General features: G+C 24.0%; 18 protein-coding genes. 3 read left to right on the top strand and 15 right to left on the bottom strand.

Going from position 1 to position 18,616, the window contains the following annotated elements; genetic code table 4:
- Positions 1-45: 45 nt before the first annotated feature.
- The gene (locus SFLOR_RS03020) at positions 46-375 is read left to right on the top strand and encodes a hypothetical protein (protein ID WP_100916301.1); all 330 of its coding nucleotides are present in this window, start codon (positions 46-48) and stop codon (positions 373-375) included.
- Positions 342-1,196 carry a DDE-type integrase/transposase/recombinase gene (locus tag SFLOR_RS03015; protein WP_100916333.1) on the top strand — a complete coding sequence of 285 codons (855 nt, stop codon included), beginning with the start codon at positions 342-344 and terminating at the stop codon, positions 1,194-1,196. The genes SFLOR_RS03020 and SFLOR_RS03015 overlap by 34 nt, the downstream gene beginning before the upstream one ends.
- Before the next feature lie 54 nt (positions 1,197-1,250).
- Here the strand turns inward: SFLOR_RS03015 and SFLOR_RS03010 are convergent, their stop codons facing one another.
- The 7 genes from SFLOR_RS03010 to SFLOR_RS02980 form a co-directional block, all read right to left on the bottom strand.
- The gene (locus SFLOR_RS03010) at positions 1,251-3,128 is read right to left on the bottom strand and encodes a lipoprotein (protein WP_100916617.1); all 1,878 of its coding nucleotides are present in this window, start codon (positions 3,126-3,128) and stop codon (positions 1,251-1,253) included.
- Between the two features lie 399 nt (positions 3,129-3,527).
- Positions 3,528-5,366, bottom strand: a complete 1,839-nt coding sequence (locus SFLOR_RS03005) for a lipoprotein (protein WP_100916616.1) — start codon at positions 5,364-5,366, stop codon at positions 3,528-3,530.
- Between the two features lie 117 nt (positions 5,367-5,483).
- Entirely contained in the window at positions 5,484-6,389 is a 906-nt protein-coding gene (locus tag SFLOR_RS03000; protein WP_100916615.1) for a deoxyribonuclease IV, read from the bottom strand.
- 76 nt (positions 6,390-6,465) lie between these two features.
- Complete coding sequence (locus SFLOR_RS02995) at positions 6,466-7,359, bottom strand: riboflavin kinase (RefSeq protein ID WP_100916614.1); 894 nt, start codon at positions 7,357-7,359, stop codon at positions 6,466-6,468.
- Complete coding sequence (locus tag SFLOR_RS02990) at positions 7,343-7,627, bottom strand: hypothetical protein (RefSeq protein WP_100916613.1); 285 nt, start codon at positions 7,625-7,627, stop codon at positions 7,343-7,345. The genes SFLOR_RS02995 and SFLOR_RS02990 overlap by 17 nt, the downstream gene beginning before the upstream one ends.
- A gap of 765 nt (positions 7,628-8,392) precedes the next feature.
- Positions 8,393-8,686: a hypothetical protein gene (locus SFLOR_RS02985; RefSeq protein ID WP_100916612.1), complete on the bottom strand. Its 294-nt coding sequence runs from the start codon at positions 8,684-8,686 to the stop codon at positions 8,393-8,395.
- Positions 8,687-8,703: 17 nt separating this feature from the next.
- The gene (locus SFLOR_RS02980) at positions 8,704-9,387 is read right to left on the bottom strand and encodes a hypothetical protein (protein ID WP_100916611.1); all 684 of its coding nucleotides are present in this window, start codon (positions 9,385-9,387) and stop codon (positions 8,704-8,706) included.
- Positions 9,388-9,521: 134 nt separating this feature from the next.
- Here SFLOR_RS02980 and plsY point away from each other — a divergent pair, with 134 nt between their 5' ends.
- Positions 9,522-10,310 (top strand): glycerol-3-phosphate 1-O-acyltransferase PlsY, encoded by a 789-nt coding sequence (plsY, locus tag SFLOR_RS02975; RefSeq protein ID WP_100916610.1) that lies wholly within the window; start codon positions 9,522-9,524, stop codon positions 10,308-10,310.
- A gap of 45 nt (positions 10,311-10,355) precedes the next feature.
- Here the strand turns inward: plsY and SFLOR_RS02970 are convergent, their stop codons facing one another.
- The 8 genes from SFLOR_RS02970 to SFLOR_RS02935 form a co-directional block, all read right to left on the bottom strand.
- Positions 10,356-11,207, bottom strand: a complete 852-nt coding sequence (locus tag SFLOR_RS02970; RefSeq protein ID WP_100916609.1) for a hypothetical protein — start codon at positions 11,205-11,207, stop codon at positions 10,356-10,358.
- 351 nt (positions 11,208-11,558) lie between these two features.
- The gene (gene glpK, locus SFLOR_RS02965; protein WP_100916608.1) at positions 11,559-13,058 is read right to left on the bottom strand and encodes a glycerol kinase GlpK; all 1,500 of its coding nucleotides are present in this window, start codon (positions 13,056-13,058) and stop codon (positions 11,559-11,561) included.
- Between the two features lie 30 nt (positions 13,059-13,088).
- Positions 13,089-14,249, bottom strand: coding sequence for a type 2 glycerol-3-phosphate oxidase (glpO, locus tag SFLOR_RS02960; protein WP_100916607.1), 1,161 nt, complete (start codon positions 14,247-14,249; stop codon positions 13,089-13,091).
- A 42-nt stretch (positions 14,250-14,291) separates the two neighbouring features.
- Complete coding sequence (locus tag SFLOR_RS02955; protein WP_100916606.1) at positions 14,292-15,029, bottom strand: MIP/aquaporin family protein; 738 nt, start codon at positions 15,027-15,029, stop codon at positions 14,292-14,294.
- Positions 15,030-15,240: 211 nt separating this feature from the next.
- Positions 15,241-15,924 (bottom strand): MBL fold metallo-hydrolase, encoded by a 684-nt coding sequence (locus SFLOR_RS02950; protein ID WP_100916605.1) that lies wholly within the window; start codon positions 15,922-15,924, stop codon positions 15,241-15,243.
- Between the two features lie 152 nt (positions 15,925-16,076).
- Positions 16,077-16,298 (bottom strand): YneF family protein, encoded by a 222-nt coding sequence (locus SFLOR_RS02945; RefSeq protein ID WP_169919188.1) that lies wholly within the window; start codon positions 16,296-16,298, stop codon positions 16,077-16,079.
- Between the two features lie 49 nt (positions 16,299-16,347).
- Positions 16,348-18,315 (bottom strand): transketolase, encoded by a 1,968-nt coding sequence (tkt, locus tag SFLOR_RS02940; protein ID WP_100916604.1) that lies wholly within the window; start codon positions 18,313-18,315, stop codon positions 16,348-16,350.
- Positions 18,316-18,423: 108 nt separating this feature from the next.
- On the bottom strand, positions 18,424-18,609 hold the full coding sequence (locus SFLOR_RS02935; protein ID WP_100916603.1) for a hypothetical protein: 186 nt from the start codon (positions 18,607-18,609) through the stop codon (positions 18,424-18,426).
- Positions 18,610-18,616 lie beyond the last annotated feature (7 nt).

Genomic DNA, 18,616 nt, shown 5'->3' with positions numbered 1-18,616 from the left:
ATTTAGGCAACAATTTTTATACAATAATAGAAAAGGATAAAGTATATGGCAAAAAAAGGACAAAAGTTTAGAAAGTGAACTCAAGAAGAAAAAGAAAAAATTATTGAATTAAGTTTGAATGGTTATTCTCTAAAGGAAATAGCATTAAAATTTAACTCAACTACAGGATCAATTGGAACAATAATAAACAAATACAAAAATACAGATATTGGTGATTCAAAAACTCGTTTACCTTATAAAATAGATTACAGTATATCTCAAAAGGCAAATGATCTGTTTGTAGGAATTCTATTTGATTACAATAAGGAATTAATTAAGGAGAATGATATTTTAAAAAAGCAATGAGCCTCCAAGGCCAAAACCAAAAAGAAATAGTTCAACAATTATTGATAAATACCAAGAGCAATAGAACAATGATTTGTAAAATTTTAAATATTAATAGAACATCAACATATAAAAAAAATAAAACTTTAATGAATTTCCTGGATGATACAAGAATTATGAATTTAGTTATTTCAGAAATTGAAAGGAATAATTTCCTTAGTGCTTATAGTGCTAAAAGATGAGCCCTATATTTTAAATTAAATTATATTGACCCTTTCAGAATTAATCATAAAAAATTAGAACGTATATTTAAAAAATTTAATCATATTGCATATTACATTAAGAAACAATCTAAACATGAGATTAAAAGATATAACGAAACTATTAGAAAGAATTATTTAAAAGAAGCAAAAGAAATTGGTTTTGAAAATATTTGAACTAGTGATATAACTGAATTTTCAGTTAAAACAAAAAAAGGTTATATTTGCACAGTTCAAGATAATTTAACTGGAGAAATAATAGGAAAATCTAAAAGAATTGATAATCAAAAAACAGATTTTGTTCTTGAAGCTGTAGAAATGGCATATAAAAATAAAAAATATTTAGGTTCAATATTATTACATTCAGATAATGGAAATCAATATACCTCTCTGGATTACATAAGTTTATGTAATGATTTACAAATTATTAGAAGCTATTCAAAACCAGGAACACCTCATCATAATGGTAAACATGAAAGTTTTCATGGTCGTTTAAAAGATGAAACTATAAGAACATGTCATATTGAAAACATTAATCAATGTATGGAAATAGCATGAGCATGATTGGACTTTTATAATAATGATAGAATTAGAATGAATAAAAAATGATAAAAAAAAAAAAAAAACGTTCCCAATTTGGGGGGAACGTTGAAAAATATTTTTAAACTACACAAATTTAATAAAAATTTTTGATTTTTGACTTTCAGATAAATTAAATAATTTTTCATACTTAAAGTTAACTGCTAAATAACCCAATTTAAATGTAATTGAATCAGGATTTTTATCTTTTGCTCCGGTTTTTGTAGAAATAAGAGATACATCATTTTCGTTTACAACAGGTTCAATTTTATTATTATATTTATTTCCACTTCCTGAATATACTAAATCATATAAATCTTGTGAAAAGTTCTCAAAAATAAAATATACTAAACTCAAATTATTAGTTAACAACATATTAAATATATTTAAATCGCTAATAAATTCCTTAGATTTTTGATTACTCACTTTATCTCAAATATTTCAAAAAATTTGACTAAAAGTTCCTGGATATTTTAATTGATATTCCTTATCAAAATTATTTTTTATATTTGAAATTATTTCTTTATTTCCAATATTCATTAAATAATCTTGATCAGAATTAAACTCTGGATATTTAAAATTTGAATCCATTCCATAAAAATTATGCATACCTTTTATTATTACTTTTGAAGTAAACTCACTTAAAAAGTCAATTTTTTCTTCAACTTTTGAAGAAGCATTATATGTTACATATAAATTAAAATCAGGCAATTCATGAATATATTTATTAACTCCTGAACCTATTGTAATAGTTGCCCCTTTTAATTTAATATTTCCTATTGAATCTGCACTAATATATTCATTAGATTTTTCAATTAAGTTAGTTTGTTGATCTGTTAATTTTAAATTTTTAAGATAATTACTTTTTAAAGTGATTAATTCTTTATTTCATTTATCCATATTATTATTTGTAAAATAAAGTTCCTTTAAAACTTGTTTAGTTGATTCACTATTTGGATCATTTCTAAAAATAGTTTTAAAAATTTTCTCAGAATTTTGATCTGATTTTGTATAATCTTCAAAAGACTTTGCACTTTTACTTTCAAATACATTTAATAAATTATTTCTAAAACTTGAGTCCATATAAATATTGCTTTGATTAAAATCTAAATTTAAATTTTCAAAACTTTTAAAATAATTTTGTTTAATAAAGTTAATTAAACTATTTTTATATTCATCATTTGAATTTATATAATTTTTTATCTCATTTGAAAATTCTCCATACCCTTCATAAAAGTTTTTATTATTTTTAATATTTTTTCATTCAAAATTAGAATACCTTTTCATTTCATTTGAAACTAAAAAATCTTTTTCAATATTTTTTGCTAGATTATCTCCTGCTATTTTAAATGTTTCATCATCTGTTGAAGTATATTTTAATGTATCTCCAATTTCAAATTTCTCAATATCATTTTTTCCTTTATATTTAATATTCACTTTATATTCATTTATAAGGTTTCCAATATAAACTCCTTGAGATAACTCTCCTGATTTTATTTTAAAATTATCATTATAAATAACTTCAACTCCATTAAAAATAGAGTCAACATCATCTAAAATTACTTTATATTTATTTACTTTTTTTAACTCATTTAATTTTTCTGCCAATAGTTTTGATTTTAAAATTAGATTTTCATCATTCTCTATTTGTTTTTTATTTTCAGCTGTTATATCTTTTTCCTTATTTGAAAAAGCTATTATATTATCTTTTTTAATAAACAAATAGTTTTTTTCTGTTTCTTGTAAACCTATAAGATTTCCAATAACTTCACTTTTCATATGACTATTGTAAATTTTTGTAACTTCAGTTTGAAAGTCTCTTATAATCTCATTTAAATCATCTTTTTGAGGTTCTTGAGGTTTAGAAGTATCTTTAGACTTTTCTTTTGTACCACAAGCAACTACACTAACAGTTGAAGATGATACAAAACCAATTGATGCCAATACACTTAATAATTTTTTCATTTTATTCTCCTTTTTAAAATAAATAAATGAAAAAACAAATAAGCATCCTTTGTCTTTTATTATTAAATTCAAATTGTTACTTTTATGTTAAAAAAAAAAAAAAAAAGCAATAGATAAATTGAAAAATTTTACGAATGTTCCAACTTTTTAGGTAACAATTTTTTATACAATAATAGAAATAATAAAGTATATAACAAAAAAACAAAAGTTTATAAAATGAACTCAAAAAGAAAAAGAAAAAAATATTGAATTAAGTTTAAATGACTATTCTCTAAAGGAAATAACATTAAAAATTTAATAAATAAAAAAATCCCTAATACAGGGATTACACAAATAAAAAATAGACATAAATACGTCTATTTAGTTTAACTTACTTTATAAATATTTTAAATTATTTTTTTAAAAAATTGTCATTGATTTAGAATATCTATAATCTTTATCAAAATATATTTTAATTTTAATAACTCCAAATAAATTAATTTGAATATATTCAAACTCCTTAAAAATTTTATCACCTTTATTAATTTGATAATTGTTCATTTGAAAATAACCTATTTTTTGACTTTGTTTACTTTCAAATCTAATATAATTACTTTGACTTTTACTTAAAATTTCATTTGTAGTTTTCATTTCAAAAAGAATATCTTTATTATTAAGTATTTTTTCATATTCTCCTATACTACTTAACTGTTCTTTTATTCTTGTATAATAAACATTGTCAAATTTTTTTAATGAATTATTAATCTCTGAGTTAGTTTTAGGTTGAACAAAATTATATTGATCTTTGATAAATATATCGTTGTCAAATTTTAAATCAAAAAGAAAGTCATAATCATACTTATCTTTTAATTCTTTAATACTTTCTGAATCTGGTTTATAAACTTGTTTATATATTTCAAATGCTTTTATTCCAAACTCAACAAAAGTTTGTGGAAATTGTTGTTCATCATTACCATTCATAGAATATGAAATAGCTAATTTGAAATCAGGTAATTCATGTGAATAAGTTGATTCACCTTTTCCAATTTTAATAACTGGTCCAATAAAATCAGCATAACCCATTGCTATTGCAAATTTATAACTATTTGTTTTTTTATAATTATCAACTTCTACTTTAGTTAAAAACTTATTTAAAAATTCATCTTGTTTTTTTCTATAATTTTCTCTTATATTAGACATATTTTTATTTGAAAAATATCTATATAAAAATAACTCAGTAGTTTTTTTATCACCTTGAAGAATTTTGGAAATATCTTTTTGATCTTCTACATTCTTTAAATCCAAACTTCCCATAAAATTACTTATGATTAAATAATCTTTATTTTGCTTTACAAAATCATCAGTTTTATAAATACTTTTCTTTTCATAATTAATATCTAATGAAGAAAAATCACCTTTGAAATAATTAGTTTTAATTGTTTTTAACATTGCATTATGAAATTCATTATTTTCATTATAACTCTTTTTCAATTTAGCATTGGAATCTAAATATGCATCAATTTCCTTACTACTTTCTTTAATTTCACTTCATTTTAAATTTACATATTTTTGTGTTTCAGTTGATGCAAATATATCCTTTGCAATATTTTTATACATTTCATCTCCTATAGTTTTAAATGATTTGCTATCTGTGGAAGTATATTTTAATCTTCCAGATTGCTTAAACTTTTCAATATCTGCAAGGCCTTTATAGTTAGTTACAACTTTATAATCAACTATTACATTTCCAATATAAACTCCAGGAGATAACTCTCCAGAGTTTATTTTAAAATTATCATTGTCAAAAATTAATTCAACATGTTCAAAAACCGATGTAACTTCATCAAGAATAATTTTATATTTATTAACTTTTTTTAGTTCATTCAATTTTTCTTCTAATAATTTAACTTTAAATAACTTTTCAACATCATTATTTAGTTGCTTTTTATTTTCTACAGTTAACTTATTTTTATTTTCAGGTTTAGAGAATTTTTGAATATTGTGCTTATTTAAAAACTCATTGTCCTCTTCCATACTCTCAACACCAATTAAGTTTACTGCAACTTCTTTTTCATAATGTTCATTTCATATTTTTGTAACATCTTGTTCAAAATTTTGAACTATTTGAGTAATATCTTTTTTTGGTTGTTCTGGTTTTGTACTACTTTTATCTTCTTTTTTTGTCCCACATGCAACTACACTAGTAGCTGATGATGAAGCAATACCAATTCCTGCCAATACACTTAATAATTTTTTCATTTTTCTCCTCCTCTTTTAAAAAGAGCTTTAGAAAACAAATAAACAATTCAAATTGATATCAATGATTATAAAAAAAAAAAAAAAAGTCAACTTTTTTAAGTTAACTTCAAAAAAATGTTATTTTAATTCCTTTTCTTTAAATGGATTTGTAAATTTATTATTTTTAATCATTTCAATTTCAACTTTGTAAGGACTTATTTTTCCATCAATTCAAGGTGTTTCTAATACAATTGGTATTTCTTTAAATAAGGGATTGTGAACTATGCTTGCAAGAGTATCAAAACCGATATAGCCATATCCTATATTTTCGTGTCTATCTTTATGATTTGCAATTGGATTTTTACTATCATTTAAATGAATTGCCATTAGTTTATCTAAACCAATAATTTGATCAAATTCTTCAACAACTTTATCAAAGTTATTTTTTACATCATAGCCTGCATCATGCATATGACAAGTATCAAAACAAACTCCTACTTTATCTTTTGCTTCAACTAAATCTAAAACTTTTTTAATTTCTTCAAAAGTTATACAAACTTCAGTTCCTTTTCCTGACATTGTTTCTAAAGCAACTCTTACTGGTGTATTTGGCAATTTTTTATAAACCATATTTAATCCTTTTGCAACACTTTCTAAAGCTAATTCTCTTGGAGCTCCAACAGCTGCCCCTGGATGTAAAACAACAGTATGAACTCCTATTTCTTCTAATCTCAGCAATTCTTCTTCTAAAAGTCTAACACCAAGTTCAAAAGTTTCTAGTTTTACTGTATTTGCTAAATTAATTGTATAAGGTCCATGACAAATTACTTTATTTATATCAATATTATTATCAATTAAAAGTGATTTAAATTGATCAATATTTAATTTGCTTGTTTCAGTTCTTCTTGTATTTTGAGGAGCTCCTGTAAAAAACATTAAAGTGTTTGCACCATTATTAATTGTTTCTTTTGCACTTCCTATTAAATAATCATTTGCAGAATTCATTCCTACATGACTTCCTAAATAAAATTTTGGTTTTTCCATATTATCTTGCTCTTTTCGTTTCAATTGTATTTTAGCATAAAAAAATAAAGTTAATTTTTGTTAACTTTATTTTGAATTATTTTTTAAATTTTAAAGTAGTTTTTACATCATTTGCCAATAGTTTTTTTAGTTCTTCTAAACTATCAACTTTAATATTTTCTCTTAATTTTTCAATTGGTGAAACGCTAACTTTTCAGCCATAAATTTCTTTATCAAAATCAATTAAAAAAATTTCAAAAACATCTTGGTTTAGTTCATTTTTTCAATAACATCCTGCTCCCAAAAAAGTCTCTTTTAAGTGATCAACATACACATTACATGCATAAACTCCATATGATAAAGCAATTCTTTCTTCTGTAATTAAGTTAATTGTTGGAAAACCAATAGTTCTTCCTAATTTCTTTCCTTCACTAACTCTTGCATCAAATTGATAATTTAATTTATTAAGTTTTTGAAATTCTTCAAATTTACTTTTTTTTAATAAATTTAAATTATTTTCAAGATCCTTAGTTACTGATGTTTCTATTATAATTGCATTTTCTTTTCAATTTTGCTCTATAAAACTTGTTGTAAATCTTGAGTGATTTAAATCAGTATAATCTTTTGAAATTATCATTTTTCTCACACTTAAAAAATCTTCAATATTTTTGTATAAATCAAAATCAGGCATTTGATTTATCATTGGATTGGTGTAATAAAAAATAACATAATCTATTTCTTTTTCATTTGCTTTTTTAATAATGTTGTTTGAATTTCATAATCCATAATTCATTTCTCTGTTTGTAATAACAAATAAAGTTGATCTAAGATTATTTTCTTTTGCTAATAATTTCAATTTTTCAACTTGTTTATCTTCTTTTTCACTTCAATTTTCAAAATTAGCTATTAATCCTATTGAATCTTCAAGATTCATCATAATCATAGTTAAATTATTGTAAAAAAAAGCTAATGTATTATTTGTCATACTCATTTACCAGTTTTTTTCCTTTAATTCTTCTTTTTAATTCAATTTCTGCTCTTTCAAAATCGTGTTCTTTTATAACTCTGCTGCTAAATCTATCTAATTGTTTTTGATTAACAAAAGAGAATATCATAAAACAGTTTATACATTTAAATTTATTATCTCTTTGGTCATTTGCTATTTTTTCGTGAGAACAAGCTCCAATACCTTGATTGTAAAAAACATATTCATAAGTGTATTCTAAATCTTCGTTTAAATAAAATATCTTTTTCTTCATATTGCTTTTCCTTTTATTAATTTTAACATATTTATTTAAATTTAGAAATTTATAATTTGATGAATTTAATATAATTGCTTTGATTATTTTCAGTACAATTTAAAAATTTAATCTTTCTTTCAAGATAATCTAGTTGTCTTTCATAATTCTAATCAAAATGATTATCTAATTATTGAAGTTAAAGTTTAATAATTTTTATATCCCAATGATTTTATTATATCAATTTTCATTTAAAAAATAAGTTTAACAAACTCTCTCAATCAATATCTTCATTAAAATCTCAAATATTATTTTCGGTCAAAGGACTTTCTTCTACTAATGAACTAATATTTTTTATAAACAAAAAAGAAGTTCCAAAAAAAATAAGAAGTTTTAACATATGCAATTACCTTTCTTTTAATTAACAAATTCATCCTAACGAGCAAAAATAGATATTTATTTATAGATTTATCATATTTAATTTATAAATAAACAGCATAAAAAAATAAAGAAAAATCTTTATATTTTGAAAGTTTTCTTTATTTTTATCATTTTTTCAGTCTTTTGTATAATATTTTAATCAAGTTAATTTATAAAATAAAGATCTTGTATTTTCTTGAATGTAATTTAACTTAATTTTAAATGCATATTCAACATTTTCACCTGCTACATTATATTTTAAATTACTCTTTTGCTTACTTTATTATTTTAATAATATAACTTATATACTTATGAAAAAAATTCTTAGATAAGTTTTATAAAAAAATTAAATAAAAAAAGAAAAAATTACATTTTTTCTAATTTTGATTTTAAAAACTGAATTTCTAATTCAACATAAATTATATCTTTTTTCTTATTTTTAATTACATAGTAATTTTTATCATTTTCTTTTCTTTTCTTTAAGTGAATTTGATAAAAAAGCAATCCTAGTAATGGAAAAAGAAATCAAAGTCATAAATTTTTTCTTACCTTTTTGTCGATTTTTTTTTCTTCTTCTAAAAGTTGTTTATATTGTTTTTCAATTTCTTCAAGATCTTTTTCCATATCTTGTTTATTCATATTTACATATTTTTCAAACATATCTTATTTACCTCTTTTTAAACAACAATAATATCTTTTAAAATTTCATTTATTAAATGATTTAAAGATTGATATATTATTTTCAATTCATTTGTATGAGCTAAAAATTGTTGCTTTTCATTCTCCACTCCAACTGATTCTAAACTTGAATAGATATTTTTTGTATCTTGTAAGAATAAAATCATGTTTTCACAATTTTGCATTTTTTCTTGAAAATTACTTGAGTTATTAATATTTTTTAAAAGTTTATTAATATCAGATGAAAAATTCTTATTTCATTTTTCAATATTAAATTCTTCAACTATTTCTAAATAACTATTATTATACAAATTTATTTGATCATCAAAAAATTGACTTATATAAGTTAAAAAAAATTCTCCTGGATTTTTCTGTTCAATATTTTCAAAATTGGTACAATACTCTTTTCATTGCAATTCAGTTTTATAAAAGTAATTATATCTTTGTAAAATTAAAGTTAACATTAAACTTAATTCTAAAGGCTCATTATTTATATTTTTTTCAAAGAAATTGTTTATTCTTTCAAATAAAGTTTTACATTCATTTGTTTGTCCTAAAATTATTAGTTCATTTTTTTGTTCATCACTTAAATTAAAATCTTTATTATTTATTAAACCGTTTAAATCTTTTTTATATAAATCAAAAATAATTTTATTTAAATTTATTTTTTCACTTAGTTTCATATTCAAAAAACTCCCATAACTATTAAATTGGTCAAAATGCTATTTAGTTATTTTAACCTATTTTCTTGCATATTGCCATATCTTTATAGTAAGATAAAGTGTGTATTTAAAAAATTTAAAGGAGTATTAATCATATGGTTTGAGAAATAATTGCAGGTACTTTTATAGTATCTGTTATTAGTTATTTAATAGGTAGTTACTCTTTTTCAATAACAATAGTTAAATTAAAAACTAATAAAGATGTTAGAGAAGAAGGAAGTAAAAATGCTGGTGCAACCAATGCAAGTAGAGTTATTGGTAAAAAATGAGGAATTGTTATTATGTTTCTTGATGCTTTTAAAATATTGCTTGCAGTTTTAATAGCATTAGCAATAAGTCAAATTCCTTTAAATATTTTTCAAAATGTAATTCTAATTATTCCAGGATTATTTGCTTTAATTGGTCATTGTTGACCAATTTATTATAAATTCAAAGGTGGAAAAGCAGTTAGTTGTTTTATGGGATTAATGTTTACAATTAATTGAATTGCAGGAATTATTATGTTTGGAACCTGAGTAATACTTGTATTAACTTCAAGAAAAGTAAGTATTGGATCAATTATTGCTTCTTTGCTAACAGCTATTTTAATGTGAATTCCTCAAATTTCAGGGTTAAATAGCTTTGATATCGATGGTAGTGGTTTTGCTCAAATTTATAGTAACAATGATTTTACAGCTGTTTGATATAATCAACTGCACACTTTAAATCATGCAAATCAATTTGACAGTTTTTTAATAATTAATTTAGTAACAACTCTTTCTATGATTATATTATTGGCAAGACATTGGCAAAATATTGAACGTTTAATCAAAGGAACAGAGCCCTACTTTATTAAAAAATCATTATTTAAAAAGAAAGATCAAAAAGCAAAAGATCAAGTTTAGATGAAAAAATTCTCTTTTAAAGGAGAATTTTTTTAACCTATTTAGTTAAAAAGATGATAGATCATTTACTCAAGCAAATATTACTGAAATCAATCCAATTGCTGCAAATGTTGCAGGAACTGCTCATGATGAAGATGTAACAGTTGTTTCTGAAATAATTAACACTGGATAAACAATTTCTTTAAAAGATGTTGCAATAGTTCTAATATTTAGTGCTCAAGAAACAGCACTCAAAATATTTGGATTTAAATTATTTTTTTGTCTGTAAAATCCTATTCCTGCTGAACTTACACCAAGTGATGCACTAATTGCTGTTGCTGCAACTGCTCATGGAATACTAATTCCAAATCATCAAGATGCAGCTCAAAATCCAGCTGCAGCTATTCCCGCAGTAACTGCTAATGTTGAAAGTGTATTTTGTGTAATTGCAAGTTTTTTTTCAAAATCAGATAATAATCTCTTTGCATCTTCATAACTTCCACTACTTCTAGAAATATAAAAGTTTTGAGAGTTATTAATTTGATTAATATTTTTTGATTCTTTATTGTTACTTTCTCTAAAGTTTGCTATTTCACTTTGATATTTATTTTCATATTTTGTTGTAATCTCTGCTAAATTTCTATTTATTTGTTCAAGTGATAGATTATTCTTTTTTATGTTATCAAAATATCTCATTGACTCTTCACGAGCTTTTTCTATCATTGCTGCAGTTTGATCAGAATCAGATAAAGTTTCATCAAACATATTTGATAAATTATTCTCAATTTTATTTCAATTAATATCTGTATCTAATATATTTTTTTCACTAACTTTTTTATTTTGATTTGCTAAAGTTAATGAACTTGTTGCTGATACTACAAGTGTTACTGACGACATAATGGTAATTAGTTTTTTCATTTTTATCTTCCTCTTATTTTTTTAATATAATATTTTATAGTTAATGCTTATGTTAGCAATAACTATTTTTACTTAATAATTTTAATAATTTATTAAGCTTAAATAAAATATAAACTTTTCAGTTTTTTTAGCAATAAATTTAAAAGTTATAAAAAACTTGACTTTTTGTTTTTCAAGTTTTTAGAATATTTAAAACATTTATAAGTATAAAAAAATGTTATTTTATTTAGTTTTTATTTTTCAAAAAAAATTTTTAAAAAATAAAAGATTTTTAATATTTAAAAATTTTTTTAAGTTTAAATTAAAAAAAATAGAAAATTAATTCTATTTTTAAAAGTTCAATGTCTTTTATTAAGCAATATCTTTTAATCAGTTTCTTGTTCTTTTTACAGCTTCTTTTCAGCCTTTTAATTCTTTTGTCATATCTTTTTGAGGTTTTACTTTAACATCAACTTTTCAATTTTCTTTTATCTCTTCTATATTTTTTCAATATCCAATAGCAAGACCTGCTAAATATGCAGCACCCATTGCTGTAGTTTCAACATTTTTAGGTCTTATTATTTCTCTATTTGAAATATTTGCTTGAAATTGAATTAAGTAATTATTTTTACTTGCTCCTCCATCAAGTTTTATAGTTTTGATATCTATTTTTGAATCTTTTTGCATTACATCAAAAACATCATTGGATTGATAAGCAATTGAGTCCAAAGCAGCTTTAATAATATGCTCTTTTCTAACTCCCCTATCGAGACCAAATATCCCCCCTCTTGAGTAAGGATCTCAGTATGGTGACCCTAACCCAGAGAAACTTGGAACAAAATATACTTGTCTTGAGTCTTTAACCAACTCTGAATAATATTCACTTAAAGGAGTTTGATAAATCATTCTCAAATCATCTCTTAATCATTGAAGAGTTGCTCCTGCCATCATTATTGAACCTTCTAATCCATAAACAAATTTATCATTAATTGAATATGCAATTACTGTTAAAAGTCCATTTTTACTTTCTACTTTTTCTTCTCCAGTGTTCATAAGTATAAATGCTCCTGTTCCAAAAGTAGTTTTAATATCTCCCTTTTCTAAACACATTTGTCCAAATAAAGCAGATTGTTGATCTCCTATTGAACTTGCAATTGGGATTTGATATTCAGAATTTTTTGATAGCAATCCAGGAAATGTATGACCATAAATTTCACTATTAGATTTAATTTCTGGCAATAAACTTTTTGGAATATCAAATATTTTTAAAAGTTCATCATCTCAACTGTGAGTTGAAATATTGTAAAGCATTGTTCTTGAAGCATTTGTATGATCTGTACAAAATACTTTACCTCCACTCAACCTTCAAATTAATCATGTGTTAACATTTCCAAAATACAGTTCACCTTTTTGTGCTTTTTCTTTGGCTCCTTTTACATTATCTAAAATTCATTTAATTTTACTTGCAGAAAAATAAGCATCGATAACTAATCCTGTTTTCTTTTGAATTATTTCTTTATACTTTTTAGAAAGATCAATACAGTAATCATCTGTTCTTCTATCTTGTCAAACAATTGCATTATAAATTGGATTCCCTGTATTTTTGTCTCAAACTATAACAGTTTCTCTTTGATTTGTAATTCCAATAGCTGCAACTTGTTCAGGTAGAATTTCTTTTGAATTTAAAGCTTTAAGCAATGTTGTTCTTTGTGTATTTCAAATTTCAATAGCATCTTGTTCAACTCATCCTTCTTCAGGATAGTATTGACTAAACTCTTTTTGATTTGAAACAACTATTTCTCCTTTTTTATTTACAACCAATGTCCTAGCACTTGTTGTACCTTCATCTAAAGTTACAATATATTTTTCCATATCTTTTCCTCTTTCTGTTTTAAAGTAGTTTTAATTTTTCAATAATATATTTTCTTCTTTTGAAATTCAATTTTCTTTTTCTTTTAAAGTTATTACTTTTTTTATCATATCAATTACATACTCTGCAATAGCTGGTGCTGCAGCTATACCAGGAGATTTTATTCCAGCAACATTTAAAAAGTATTTATCATTTTTTGCAAACTGAATATAAAAATCATCTGTTGCTTTATAAATTGGTCTAGATCCTGAAAATCTTTTTGCTATTTTTGAATAATCAAGATTGGGCATAATTTTTTTACCTATATCCATTATTAATTTTTCTTTTTCATTAGTAATTAAACTTGTCTCTTCTTTTCCAACACCTTCTTGTGAAGTTGGACCTACAAGAATATTTCCATCCATAGTTGGAGCAACAATAACACCTTTACCTCAAATTGTTGGAACTAAGAATATAATGTTATTTACAAAATTATCTTTTGATTTTTTTAAAACAATATATTCTCCTCTTCTTGTATCTAATTTGTATTCATCATAGCCAGCCATTTTGCTTATTTCATCTGCATAGTGCCCTGCACAATTAATAATCATTTTTGAATTATAATTACTATCATTTGTTTGAATAATAAACTCTTCTTTTTGTTTTTCAATCTTCATAACTTTTTGATTAAATTTAACATCACAAGAATTTCTTTTAGCATTTTTTAGTAAAACTCCAGTTAACTCAACTGCATCAATTGCAATTGAACTGTTACACAAAAGTGCTTTTGTTACTTTATTGCTAATATTTGGTTGCAATTTTAATACTTCATCTTTTTCAATTAATTTAATTTCTTCTTTTTCTAAACCATTTATAAATCCATTTTTATATAAAATTTCTAAATGTTTTTCTTCTTCTTCATTAAAAGCAATAACCAATGAATTAATTGGTAAATGTTTAAAGTCTAATTCTTTAAATCATCTTTCTCTATAAAGTTTTTTACCTCTTTGATTTAATTTGGCATTTAATTTTCCAGGAGTTGGATCAAAACCACCATGAATAACACCAGAATTTCCTGTTGTTGTTTCTAAACCATATGAAACATTTGATTCTAAAACTAAAATATTTAAATTATATTTGGATAACTCTCTAGCAATCGATGCTCCAATAATACCTGCACCGATAATACAAATATCATATTTTTGATTACTCATTTCATTTCCTCTTTTTCTTTATCTCATTCGTTTTTATCTTTATTAGATTAAAAATAGTAGTCCAACAATTACACCTGCAGCTAATGGAGCTGCAACTGGAATTCATGAATATTGTCAATCTGCTTTGACTTTATTTTTAACTGGCAAACACTGATAAACAATTCTTGGCATTAAATCTCTTACTGGATTAATTGCATAACCAGTAGTTCCTCCCAATGATAAACCTATTGCCAAAACTGCTATTCCAACAAATATTGGTCCCATAAAATTAGCTGTTTTAAATCATGTTGCTGATGCAAATATTGCCAATATTAAAACTGCTGTGCCAATAAATTCTGAAAAAAAGTTTAAAACTATATTTCTATATGTTGGGCCAGTACTGTGCATTGCTAAAACCATACTTGGTTCATTTTCTGAGATTGTATGTGTTATATGTTTGATATAAAAAATGTCTAATATAACTTGTGCTAAAATAGCTCCTAATATTTGTCCAAGTAAGATTAATGGTAATAAATAAAAACTACCAACATTTTTTTCTCATCCATTTGAGATCATTGCAATTGTCACAGCTGGATTTAAATGGGCTTTTCCCCCCATTGCAGAAGCAATAGTTGCTCCTAAAATTACTGCAACTGCCCATCCAATTGTTATAGCTATTAATCCTCCATTGTTACCTTTTGTGTTTTTTAAAACAACATTGGCAACTACTCCATTACCAAGTAGAATTAAAACCATTGTTCCAATTAATTCCGTTCCAAAGTGCATAAATCAATCGTTCATTTAGTACTCCTTTCTTTTAAGCACCTAACCCTCATTTATAGTATATAAAAAAAATTTCCATTTTAATAGAAAATTACTGGAAATTATTAAATAGTTTTATTAAATTTTAAATATTATTTTTTAGTCAATATCTATATTATAATCCTAAAGCAAATTTCAATAATATAAAGTAATAAAGTGCAACACTTGGTTGCACTTTATTACAAATAATTTAGCTTGCTTTTTCAATATATTTTCTTAATAGTTTACCTTCATCTTCTTCTAAAATATCTCTAATTTTAAAACCATATTCATAATGGCCTGGAAAAACTGAGAAGTTTTTATCAAATTTGTTAATAAATCAATTGAAAATTTCTTTTGCTTTTTTTTCAGATTCTTCATCTAAGTTCATTAAATCATCCATTAGATAACTTTCATCTTTAAAAATAAAATCTCCTACGAAAATAAATTTTTTTTCTGGAACTGAAAATAACAATGATCCATCTGTATGTATTTTCTTTCCATATATTTCTAAATTATATCCATTTACTTTTATTTTAGTATCTTTTGCTATAACTTTTAGATTTTTAATAGGTTGTAAAATATATTTTCCTACACCTTCAAAAAATTCACTTTGATTTTTAACAGAGTCAAAAAGATTTAATAAATCATCTTTTCCAATAAATACATTTGGATTATCTTGATTTTTACATATTTCATTTATTCCATAAAAATGGGCGAAATGTCCATGTGTAATAAAAATATCTGTAATTTTTATATTGTTTTCTTCAACGAATTTTATTATATCTTCATAAACTAAATATCCTGTATCAAATAATATAGCTTTTTTATTCTCATTGTGTAATAAAAAGGCATTTACCTTCTTAAAACCTCTACAAGTAAATACTTGTATCATTTTTGTCCACCGTCCTAATAATTTATAATTTTTATTCTGTATTTCTTTTCTTTTTTATCGTTGCTAAATTCCTAAATGATTATATATCATAAATGCTAAAAAAAAAAAAAAAAACATTTTTATCAGATAAAAATATTTTTATAAATAATATATTATTTTCCTCTTTTAACAGCATTCATTGTCTTTTTAATATCAGTTTCAGTAGGTTTTCTTCCCATACTTCTATACATAGCTCTAATTTGATTTTCATTAATTGGTGGATTTTCTCTAAGTTGTTTTTGAATAACTTTTCTTGTTATTATAAAACCAATAATTCCTCCAACCACAGCTGCACCTATTGCAATTAATAGAGCTCCTCATCAAACAATTGTCATATTTTATATTCTCCTTTTAACGGTTTCATTACTAATAATATCATATTTTTTATTTTAAATGATTTAAAATGTCTTTTGAAATTTCACTACTTGTAAATTTAATTTCTTTGATAACATCTCCTGCTGGAGCAGAATAGCCAAAAGTATCAATTCCATATGCTTTTCCACTATCTCCTAAGAATCTATGTCATCCATAAGTTGATGATAATTCTATTGAAAATCTAATTGTTTTTTTATCAATAATTGAATCTTGATAATCTTTTGATTGTTTTAAAAACTCATTCATATTTGGCATAGATACCACATTTACTTTTTGATTATTTTTTTCTAATTCATTTTTAACTTCTAAAGCAAGTGAAACTTCACTTCCTGTTGCTATTAAAGTAATATTTGCTTTATCAGTTTTGCTTAAAATGTAAGCTCCCTTTTTAACATCATCAACAATAGTTTTTGAGTGATCTAATTCTTTTAAATTTTGACGAGTTGCTATGATTACACTTGGATTATTTTTATTATTTAAAGCATTATAATAACTTGCAATAGTTTCTGCCATGTCACAAGGTCTATAAACGCTCATATTTGGTATACTTCTTAACATTGCAAGTTGTTCAATTGGTTGATGAGTTGGTCCATCTTCTCCAACTGCAACTGAATCATGAGTAAATACACTTAAAGTTTGTAATTTCATAATTGCGCTCATTCTTAAAGCTGGTTTTAAGTAATCTGCAAAGACAAAAAATCCTGATGCAACTGGTAGCAATCCACCGTGAAGTGCTATACCATTATTTATTGAGCTCATTGCAAATTCTCTAACTCCATACATGATATTTCTTCCCTTTTTAGAATTAAAATCATAGTTACCATCAGCACCTTTAATTTTTGTAGATTCACACAAGTCAGCACTTCCCCCAATCATTGCAGGAATGTTTTTACTCAATAAGTTAAATACTTCTCCACTACTTACTCTTGTTGCTTGCTCTGTGCCTTTATTTAGTGCTTCTAGCTCTTTTAAATCAATGTTTCAATCTTTATTAATTGATTTTAAAAGTTGTTCTGCTAATTGAGGATTTTCTTTTTGATAAACTTCAAACATTTTATCTCATTGATCGTTTTGAGCAACTCCTCTATTTAAAACATTTACTTTTCAAAAGTCAGAAACTTCTTTTGGTATTGTGAATTCTGGTTCATTTCAATTAAAATATTGCTTAACTGTTGTTATATCTGTTCCTAACGGAGCTCCATGAACTTTTGTAGTTCCTTGATTTGTAGAACCAATTCCAATGATAGTTTTTACTTCAATATATGTTGGTTTATCACTTTTTTGAGCATTTTCAATAGCTTTTTCAATAGCTTTTAAATCTTCACCATTTTCTACTTTTAATGTATTTCACCCTGCTGCTTTAAATTTTGCTTGAATATCTTCACTTTGTGCTACTTTGACAGGTGCATCAAGTTGAATATCATTTGAATCGTGTAAAACAACTAGTTTATTAAGTTTATATCTTCCAGCAAAACTTATTGCTTCTTGACAAACTCCCTCTTGTAAATCTCCATCTCCACACAATACATATGTAAAGTGATTTATAACTTCGTGTTTATCAGTATTGTACTTACTTGCTAAATGACTTTCTGCAAGAGCCATACCAACTCCCATAGCAAATCCTTGTCCCAATGGACCTGTTGTTGCTTCAACTCCCTGGGTATGACCAAATTCTGGGTGTCCTGGAGTTTTTGAATTCAGTTGTCTAAATTTTTTCATTTCTTCAATTGAAAGATCAAATCCTGATAAATGCAAAGCACTGTAAAGTAAAGCACTACCATGTCCTGCACTTAATACAAATCTATCTCTATTAAATCAAGATGGATTTTTAGGGTTTAAATTCATTAATTTTGTAAATAGTGTATAAACTATTGGACCTGCTCCTAAAACTATCCCTGGGTGTCCTGAATTTGCTTTATTAACAGCTTCTATACCCAAAATTCTTAGAGCATTTAAATTTTTGTTATCTTTATTCATTTTTCTTGAAAACCTCTCTTATTTATTCAAAATAATTATATCTATAAAAACAATAAAAAACCTTATCTAGTAAGGTTTTTTATCAATTTGATTAATAAAAATTAAATATTATTTTCTTATTGCTTTAATAGAAAATATGCTAAATGCACAAAGTAAAGCTATTCATATTAATAAAATAAATGATGAAATAATAATTTGTGTTGTATTTAAAGTTAATCCCCCTATTGCATTACCATAAAACATATATAGACATCCAAAAGGAGTTAAAGTTTCAATATAATTTTTTACATTCAACGTTCCC

This window comes from Spiroplasma floricola 23-6, assembly GCF_002813555.1.
Taxonomy (GTDB): Bacteria; Bacillota_I; Bacilli_A; order Mycoplasmatales; family Mycoplasmataceae; genus Spiroplasma_A; species Spiroplasma_A floricola.
This window is presented reverse-complemented; position numbering and strand designations above follow the sequence as displayed.